This is a genomic window from Mesorhizobium sp. (assembly GCF_041661565.1).
Lineage (GTDB): Bacteria > Pseudomonadota > Alphaproteobacteria > Rhizobiales > Rhizobiaceae > Mesorhizobium.
This window is the reverse complement of record NZ_JBAZUD010000201.1, coordinates 1-6,605: the sequence shown is the minus strand read 5'-3', so window position 1 is coordinate 6,605 and position 6,605 is coordinate 1. Positions and strand designations below refer to the sequence as shown.

Below are 6,605 nucleotides of genomic sequence, written 5' to 3'. Positions count from 1 at the left end.
CGGCAGGTCGGTAATCCCCGACATCGGCGCGAGGAATACGCGATTGCGGATTTTCACGTCGCCGACGTAGAATGGCGACGCCAATTTGCCCGTGTCAAGCATGCACAAAAACCAAGCATATCCATTCGTTGCACATTCTCTAGCCATAATGAGGGCGATGTGCAACGCGGAATGACGCCACATTGAGGCGCAATTGGGAAATTGCCCGCCCACAACTCTTGGCCGCACCACGAGCGACCATGTCGCTCCAAAGACGTTGTTGAACTTCACACTTGGAACACGAACTTGCCGAAAACCGATTACACTTTTCGGGATGGTGCGCTAAGCCAATCGGCATGATTGACGTAAGCGAAGATCAGACCTCTGGCGGGGCTGGCAAGGTCGCGGTGGTGATCGTCGCGGCGGGCCGTGGCGCGCGCGCCGGGCAGGCCAATGGGCCGAAGCAATATCAGCACATTGGCGGCGCCGCCGTCATCGCGCACACGCTTGAGATATTCCTAGCCCATCCGCTGACCAGCGCGGTCGTGGTTGCCATCCATGCCGACGACCGGGATCTGTTTCGCCAGGCGGCCGGCGCCAATGTCGAGCGGGTCATCGCCATCAATGGCGGGGCGACCAGGCAGGCCTCTGTTCGGCTCGGATTGCTCGCGCTCAGGAATCACGCGCCGGGACGGGTCCTGATCCACGACGCCGTTCGCCCCTTCGTCGACGCCGAGCTGATCGATCGTACGATCGCCGCCATAGGTGAGCGCGAGGGGGCCCTGCCAGCCCTGCCCGTCGCCGATACGCTGAAACGCGAATCTGCAACCGGCCTGGTGGGCGAAACCGTTTCCCGTGACGGACTTCATGCCGCCCAGACGCCACAGGGCTTTCCATTCTTGCCGATCCTTGCCGCCCATGAGAAAGCGCATCATCTTGGGAAGATGGACTTTACCGACGACGCCGCGATCGCCGAATGGGCGGATATTCCGGTAAGGATCGTTCCCGGCTCGCCGGACAATGTCAAACTCACCTGGGCACGGGACATAGCCATGGCGCACCAGCGACTCTCCGGCGGGCGGACACACTTTCCCGATATCCGCACCGGCAATGGCTACGATGTCCATGCTTTCGAGCCCGGCGATCATGTCACCTTGTGCGGCATCGCCATTCCGCATGACAGGAAGCTGTCCGGCCACTCCGACGCCGATGTCGGTCTCCACGCTTTGACAGACGCGCTGCTGGCGACCTGCGGCAGCGGCGATATAGGAACCCATTTCCCGCCGTCCGATCCGCAGTGGAGAGGTGCCGCGTCCCGTATCTTCGTCGAACACGCGGCAAGAATCGTGCGCGAGCGGGGCGGTCGCATCGCCAATGCCGACATCACGCTGATCTGCGAGGCGCCCCGCGTTGGGCCCCATCGCGAGGCCATGACGGCGGTCCTCTCGCAAATGCTGGCAATTTCGCCCGATCGCATTTCGATCAAGGCGACGACCAATGAGAAGCTCGGCTTTGTCGGCCGTGAGGAAGGCATAGCGGCGATCGCCACGGCCAGCGTGGTTTTTCCCGGCGAGGTGCCGGAGTGAGCAACGATCTGGCAAATGCCCTGCTCCAGGCCTGCCAGAAGCACGGCATCATGCTGGCGACGGCCGAAAGCTGCACGGGCGGCATGATCATCGCGGCTCTTACCGATATAGCCGGCTCATCCGCCGTGGTCGAACGCGGTTTCATCACCTATTCGAACGAAGCCAAGATGGACATGCTCGGCGTTTCCTCCGCCACCCTCGACGCGCACGGCGCGGTGTCCCGCGAGACGGCGATCGAGATGGCCAAGGGGGCACTCGCCAATTCGCGCGCCGGGCTGAGCCTGGCGGTCACCGGGATCGCCGGCCCGGGCGGCGGTTCAGCGAAAAAGCCTGTCGGCCTGGTATGGTTCGGCGTTGGGCTGAAGGGCGAAACCGTGATGGCCGAACACAGGCTGTTTGCCGACAAGGGCCGCGATTTCATCCGCCGCGAAACGGTCCGTCATGCGCTGCAACTGGGTTTGGACGCGCTGGGCCGGCATCAGGATAGTGGCGCAGCGCCGTAGATGACGTCGGCGCGCTTTTCGAACGCCTCGGCGAACATGCGGAAGGCGCGATCGAACATGGTTCCCATCAGCGCGCCCAGGATGCGGCTCTTGAACTCGTAGTCGATGAAGAAGCGCACCGCGCAGCCGGTGCCGTCGGGCTCGAAACGCCAGACATTGCTCAGATATCTGAATGGACCATCGATGTACTTTACGTCGATCGTGTTCTCGTCGGGCTTCAGGAGGACCTGCGTCGTGAAGGTCTCGCGGATCGCCTTGTAACCGATGCTCATATCGGCGACGAGGACAGTGCGTCCGTCGCGCTCCTTGCGCGAGCGGACCGTCAACGCTTCGCAAAGCGGCAGGAACTGAGGATAGGTCTCGACATCCGCAACCAGTGCGAACATCTGCTGAGGTGTGTGGGAAACCCGGCGGGTGGCTTCGAATTTCGGCATGAAACCAGCGGGTTACGCTGATTTCATGAGCAGCGCTTGACGCGCCGCGCGCAGCCGGGCGAAATCGTCGCCGGCGTGATGCGACGAGCGCGTCAGCGGGCTCGACGCCACCAGCAGGAAGCCCTTGGTCCGGCCGATCGTCTCGAAAGACTTGAACTCCTCCGGCGTGACGAAACGGATCACCGGATGATGTTTCTTCGACGGTTGCAAATACTGGCCGATGGTCATGAAGTCGACATTGGCCGAGCGCAAATCGTCCATGAGTTGCAGGATCTCGTTCCGCTCCTCGCCCAGCCCGACCATGATGCCGGACTTGGTGAAGATCGACGGGTCGAGTTCCTTGACCCGCTGCAGAAGCCGGATCGAATGAAAATACCGAGCGCCGGGACGGACCGTCAGATAGTTCGACGGCACGGTTTCGAGGTTATGGTTGAACACGTCGGGCTTGGCGGTCACGACGATCTCAAGCGCGCCGTCCTTGCGCAGGAAATCGGGCGTCAGGATCTCGATCGTCGTCAGCGGGGTTGCCGCCCTGATGGCACGGATGACTTCGGCGAAATGACGGGCGCCGCCATCGGCGAGATCGTCGCGATCGACCGAAGTGATGACGACATGGGTCAGGCCCATCTGCTTGACGGCATGCGCCACGCGTGCCGGCTCATCGGCATCGAGCGCGGTCGGAATGCCGGTGGCAACATTGCAGAACGCACAGGCGCGCGTACAGATCTCGCCCATGATCATGAAGGTCGCGTGCTTCTTCTCCCAGCACTCGCCGATGTTGGGGCAGCCGGCCTCTTCGCAGACGGTCACCAGCTTGTGCGACTTCACGATCTCACGCGTTTCGGCATAGCCCTTGGACATCGGCGCCTTGACGCGGATCCAGTCGGGTTTGCGCAGCACGTCCTGGTCGGGCTTGTGCGCCTTCTCCGGGTGCCGCAAGCGCGGCGCATGGGCGATCGTGTCGAGGACAGTAACCATCTGGAAACCTGATTCCTTCGCGACCGCACGTCCGGCGATCGCGTTCCAACATCATCTAGGACTTTTCGACCTAAAGAAAAAGGCCGCTCCGGCGCATGCCGGAACAGCCCTTTTCGCATGGCGAGTGTCTGGTCGGGTTAGCGGCGCACCATGCGGCCTACCGCTATCAGCAGGCAGGCACCGATGAAGCCGGTGATCAGATAGGCGGTCCAGCCGATGCCAAAGGGACCGAAGTTGAGAGCCTGCAGGATGGCGTTCAGCACGACCGCTCCAACAATACCCAGGATAATGTTCATGAAGATGCCGGTGTTGCTCTTCATGACCATTTCGGCGAACCAGCCTGCCAGGCCGCCGATGATGATGGCTGCGATCCAGCCCACGCCGTTCAAGTGCATATGCCCTCTCCTTGTTTGATCGATGAAAATGCATCCGCAAACGAACGTCCACACCGCCGGGTTCCATGCACGCCAGCATATTCAGCCCATCACGCGTTTAAGGCGCGGCCATAGGCGTCGAGCACGCTTTCCTTCATCATCTCCGACAGCGTCGGATGCGGGAAGATGGTGTGCATCAGCTCCTCCTCGGTCGTCTCGAGGTTCATGGCGACGACGAAACCCTGGATCAGTTCGGTCACCTCGGCGCCGACCATGTGCGCGCCGAGCAGCTGACCGGTCTTCTTGTCGAAGATGGTCTTGATGAAGCCCTGGTCCTCGCCCAGCGCGATCGCCTTGCCGTTGGCGGCAAAGGGAAAGCGGCCGACGCGGATCTCCTTGCCCTCGGCCAAGGCCTTGGCTTCCGTCAGACCGACCGAAGCCACCTGCGGGTTGCAGTAGGTGCAGCCGGGGATCTTCAGCTTGTCGATGGCGTGCACGCCGGGGACATTGGCGATCTTCTCGACGCACACCACCCCCTCATGCTCGGCCTTGTGGGCAAGCATCGGCGGACCGGCAACATCGCCGATGGCGTAAATGCCGGGCACATTGGTGGTGCCGTAGCCGTCGACGACGACACACCCGCGATCGGTCTTCACACCCAGTGCTTCCAGGCCGAGATTCTCGATGTTGCCTTGCACGCCGACTGCCGAGATCATCCGGTCGGCGGTGATCTTCTCGACCTTGCCATCCTTCATCTGCACATGCGCGGTGATCGAGTCGGCCGACTTCTCGACCTTGGTCACCTTGGCCTCGAGGATGATCTTCATGCCTTGCTTCTCGAACTGCTTCTGCGCGAATTTCGAGACCTCGGCGTCCTCGACCGGCATGACGGCCGGCAACAGTTCGACCACTGTGACGTCGACGCCCATCGTGCGATAGAACGAAGCGAACTCGATGCCGATGGCGCCCGATCCCATCACCAGCAGCGACTTCGGCATCTCCTTCGGGACCATCGCCTCGAAATAGGTCCAGATCAGCTTGCCGTCAGGCTCGATGCCCGGCAGCGCGCGCGGCCGCGCGCCGGTCGCCAGGATGATGTGCTTGGCGGTATAGGTGCCCTCGCCCTTGACGCCCTTCGGCACCGGCGGCTGCGGCTCCATCGGCTTCTTGGCCGTCTTCGAGACGATAACCTCGCCCGGCTTCGAGAGTTTGGCTTCACCCCAGATGACATCGACCTTGTTCTTCTTCATCAGGAAGCCGACGCCATTGTTGAGGCGCAGCGACACCTTGCGCGAGCGGTCGACGACGGCAGCGGTGTCGACGCTGACCTTGCCGTCGATTTTCAGGCCATAGTCCTTGAGATGGTCCGAATAGTGCATGATCTCGGCCGAGCGCAGCAGCGCCTTGGTCGGGATACAACCCCAGTTGAGGCAGATGCCGCCGAGATGCTCGCGCTCGATGATCGCCGTCTTGAGGCCCAGCTGAGCCGCACGCACCGCCGCGACATAGCCGCCAGGCCCGGAACCGATGATGATGACGTCGTAGGTCTCAGCCACGATTTTCTCCTTGAATCACAATTCCAGCATGACGCGCACGACCGGCGTCAGCGCCTCGCCGATGTTTCGCGTGTTTTCGGCATCGAGGTGGACGCCATCGAGCGGCGTGGTCCGCGCCACGGTGCCGGCATCGAAGAAACCGCATCCCGTTTCGTCGGCCAGCGCAGCATATTGCGACGCGAGCTGTTGCGAGACCTCATCGCCGCCGGCGAACATTCCCTTGAAGTCGGCATTTTCGGTGCGGCTGAGAACTGGCGGCGAAACGATGAGGATTTGAGGCGCCGGCCAGTCGAACGGATAGTCGTGGCCCCGCACGATGTCGATCAGCCGTTGGATGCCCTGCTTGGCCGCGACCGGATTGCCGTGGATCCACGGCTTCATGTCGTTGGCGCCGAGCATGATGACGATCAGGTCGAGCGGCGCATGTGTCGTCAGCACCGTTGGCAGCACCCTGGCGCCGTTGCGATCGGCTCCGGCCAGATGATCGTCGAAGGCGGTGGTGCGTCCATTGAGGCCGTCGGCGATGACCTGGACGCCGCCGCCGAGGCCGGCCTGCAGCACGCTTGGCCAGCGGTCTTCCAGCGCATGACGCTGTCCCTCGGCATTGTAGCCCCAGGTCAGCGAGTCGCCGTAGCAAAGAATTGTCTTCATCCGTTCCACCCGCTTTCGTTGATCTCCACCGCAGCCACGGCCGGCCGTTGCCGATTGGCTGTAGCCGAAGTCACCACCCCGAGACGTCCATGCAAGACCTCCCGGATTCTCGCTAAGGCCGGCGAAGTCTCTCGCAGCCTTATTCGCCCTTAGACCAGCATGCCCATCGGGTTTTCGATCAGGCGCTTGAAGGCGACCAGCAGTTCGGCGCCGAGCGCTCCGTCGACGGCGCGATGGTCCGTCGACAGCGTCACCGACATCACCGTGGCTATTTTGATCTCGCCGTCCTTGACCACCGGTCGCTGCTCGCCGGCGCCCACAGCAAGGATCGTCGCATGCGGCGGGTTGATGACGGCGGCGAAGTCCTTGATGCCGAACATGCCCAGGTTAGATACAGCCGTGGTGCCGCCTTGGTATTCTTCCGGCTTCAGCTTGCGGCTGCGCGCGCGGCTGGCCAGATCCTTCATCTCGTTGGAGATGGTCGACAGCGTCTTTTCATCCGCATGCCGAATGATCGGCGTGATCAGCCCGCCCGGGATCGACA

Annotated in this window: 8 protein-coding genes and 1 pseudogene; 2 read left to right on the top strand and 7 right to left on the bottom strand. The window is 62.4% G+C overall.

The features are described 5' to 3' along the window. Positions 1-102 (bottom strand): annotated as a pseudogene (locus WC739_RS23775) (tRNA dihydrouridine synthase DusB); the annotation flags it as partial. 233 nt (positions 103-335) lie between these two features. Between WC739_RS23775 and WC739_RS23770 the strand changes: the two are divergent. After that, the gene (locus WC739_RS23770; RefSeq protein ID WP_372955439.1) at positions 336-1,565 is read left to right on the top strand and encodes a bifunctional 2-C-methyl-D-erythritol 4-phosphate cytidylyltransferase/2-C-methyl-D-erythritol 2,4-cyclodiphosphate synthase; all 1,230 of its coding nucleotides are present in this window, start codon (positions 336-338) and stop codon (positions 1,563-1,565) included. After that, positions 1,562-2,068 (top strand): CinA family protein, encoded by a 507-nt coding sequence (locus tag WC739_RS23765; protein WP_372955438.1) that lies wholly within the window; start codon positions 1,562-1,564, stop codon positions 2,066-2,068. The genes WC739_RS23770 and WC739_RS23765 overlap by 4 nt, the downstream gene beginning before the upstream one ends. Here WC739_RS23765 and WC739_RS23760 read toward each other — a convergent pair. The 6 genes from WC739_RS23760 to WC739_RS23735 form a co-directional block, all read right to left on the bottom strand. Next, positions 2,044-2,502, bottom strand: coding sequence for a type II toxin-antitoxin system RatA family toxin (locus tag WC739_RS23760; protein WP_372955437.1), 459 nt, complete (start codon positions 2,500-2,502; stop codon positions 2,044-2,046). The two genes, WC739_RS23765 and WC739_RS23760, sit on opposite strands and share 25 nt — an antisense overlap. Before the next feature lie 12 nt (positions 2,503-2,514). After that, positions 2,515-3,480: a lipoyl synthase gene (lipA, locus tag WC739_RS23755; RefSeq protein ID WP_372955436.1), complete on the bottom strand. Its 966-nt coding sequence runs from the start codon at positions 3,478-3,480 to the stop codon at positions 2,515-2,517. Between the two features lie 137 nt (positions 3,481-3,617). Next, positions 3,618-3,875, bottom strand: coding sequence for a GlsB/YeaQ/YmgE family stress response membrane protein (locus tag WC739_RS23750; RefSeq protein WP_372955435.1), 258 nt, complete (start codon positions 3,873-3,875; stop codon positions 3,618-3,620). 89 nt (positions 3,876-3,964) lie between these two features. Next, positions 3,965-5,410: a dihydrolipoyl dehydrogenase gene (gene lpdA, locus WC739_RS23745; RefSeq protein WP_372955434.1), complete on the bottom strand. Its 1,446-nt coding sequence runs from the start codon at positions 5,408-5,410 to the stop codon at positions 3,965-3,967. Positions 5,411-5,425: 15 nt separating this feature from the next. Further along, positions 5,426-6,061, bottom strand: a complete 636-nt coding sequence (locus WC739_RS23740) for an SGNH/GDSL hydrolase family protein (protein ID WP_372955433.1) — start codon at positions 6,059-6,061, stop codon at positions 5,426-5,428. A 149-nt stretch (positions 6,062-6,210) separates the two neighbouring features. After that, on the bottom strand, positions 6,211-6,605 hold a 395-nt coding region (locus tag WC739_RS23735), incomplete at its 5' end, for a 2-oxo acid dehydrogenase subunit E2 (protein WP_372951353.1).

Coding starts and splice junctions, on each gene's coding strand:
- WC739_RS23770 (WP_372955439.1), top strand. CDS start 336: ATGATTGACGTAAGCGAAGATCAGACCTCTGGCGGGGCTGGCAAGGTC.
- WC739_RS23760 (WP_372955437.1), bottom strand. CDS start 2,502: ATGCCGAAATTCGAAGCCACCCGCCGGGTTTCCCACACACCTCAGCAG.
- lipA (WP_372955436.1), bottom strand. CDS start 3,480: ATGGTTACTGTCCTCGACACGATCGCCCATGCGCCGCGCTTGCGGCAC.
- WC739_RS23750 (WP_372955435.1), bottom strand. CDS start 3,875: ATGCACTTGAACGGCGTGGGCTGGATCGCAGCCATCATCATCGGCGGC.
- WC739_RS23740 (WP_372955433.1), bottom strand. CDS start 6,061: ATGAAGACAATTCTTTGCTACGGCGACTCGCTGACCTGGGGCTACAAT.